We start from the raw sequence: 1255 nt of genomic DNA on the forward strand, positions 1-1255 counted from the left end.
TGACAGATTACCGCCAACTCGATTCGAGTTGCTGGGTATTTCCAAGGAGGTACGACTCGGCGTTGCGTGATGACGGTCCGCTGCGGCGTCGCTGTCCCGGCGAGGGTGTCGAGAATACCTTCTACCGCGCACTGCTGAATTGGCGTGGAACACGAATGCTACGGTGCACCGGCACAATTCGCTACGTCGATGGCGTTGAATGTGGAGGTCTACCCGTCGACGGTGCGCCGGCGCCGGGAGTCGTGCAACCGCTTGAGGAATTCGGTGCGGCGCATCATCTAGCCTCTGCTCCTCCTCGACTGCCCCACATCGGTCCACTGCAAGTGCATCGGCGGCGTGTTTGGTCCACAGACTTTCGTAGGCGACGAGCCGGGCGGCTGCGACTGAAATAGTGGACGTAGCCGGTGCCGGTGACCCTTGCGTCCCCTCGCTCACCCGCTCAGATGCCGTCTGGCTGCTGCGACAGTAGCCGGGGCGACGACAGCGTAGACACCCGGGGCATACCGGTCTCCGATGTAGAGCACGTCGTGACGGTTCGTATGAGGACCCCACCCGACGCTGGCCTGAACCGCGACCACGGACTGCGGCTGAACATGCAGCCCCCAGAACCACGCGTCGCGCAGGTATTCGGTATTGTGCAGTCGCACTAGTGCTTTGGTGCCCTGCCGGGCAAAGTGATAGACGATATCAACCGACAGAATCTGAAGGTTGTTCCAGTTGGCATACTCCCAGAACCGTGACCACTCGGCCGCAGCCTGAGCGTCCTGATGCTGCGTTGATCGGTTGAACCACCCCACAGGCCGACGGTACACAGCTTCGTTCATCACCGCATGTTCAAGGCACTTCTGTCGAATTATGTTGCAGTATTAGCTGATCCGCCTGGTTCGGTTGCGCTCGGATCGGGTGTCTCACTGCCCGGCTCCGGAGTATCTCCACCTACCCCAGGGTGGTCGGCCCGCTCGTCATGGTGGTGAGTTTGTGTTCAGAGACCCAGTCGAATAGGGCGCTTAAGATTTCGAAATGCATACTGACACAAGGGGGTACGGTACGGTGACCGCGATGGCATGGAGTCGGCTGCACCCGAGATTGCAACGCCGGTCGGCGTGGGCGGACTGGATCGGGGCGCATGTCGATCTCGAAGGTACCGTGATCCGACTGACGGTGCGTGAGCGACGGCGACCTGGCGATCAAGGTCGTGCAGGATAAGAATGCATACAAGGCTGCTGGCACGGCGACGGCCAATTCAGTTTTCCTT

The 1255-nt window shown here is 60.5% G+C and carries 1 protein-coding gene; it reads right to left on the reverse strand.

Annotated elements, in window-relative coordinates; genetic code table 11:
* Positions 1–431: 431 nt before the first annotated feature.
* Positions 432–824 carry a hypothetical protein gene (locus tag NU1_RS21255; protein ID WP_067523574.1) on the reverse strand — a complete coding sequence of 131 codons (393 nt, stop codon included), beginning with the start codon at positions 822–824 and terminating at the stop codon, positions 432–434.
* Positions 825–1255 lie beyond the last annotated feature (431 nt).

Origin of the sequence: Nocardia uniformis NBRC 13702 (assembly GCF_001613345.1) — a bacterium.
In the GTDB taxonomy this organism is placed as follows: domain Bacteria; phylum Actinomycetota; class Actinomycetes; order Mycobacteriales; family Mycobacteriaceae; genus Nocardia; species Nocardia uniformis.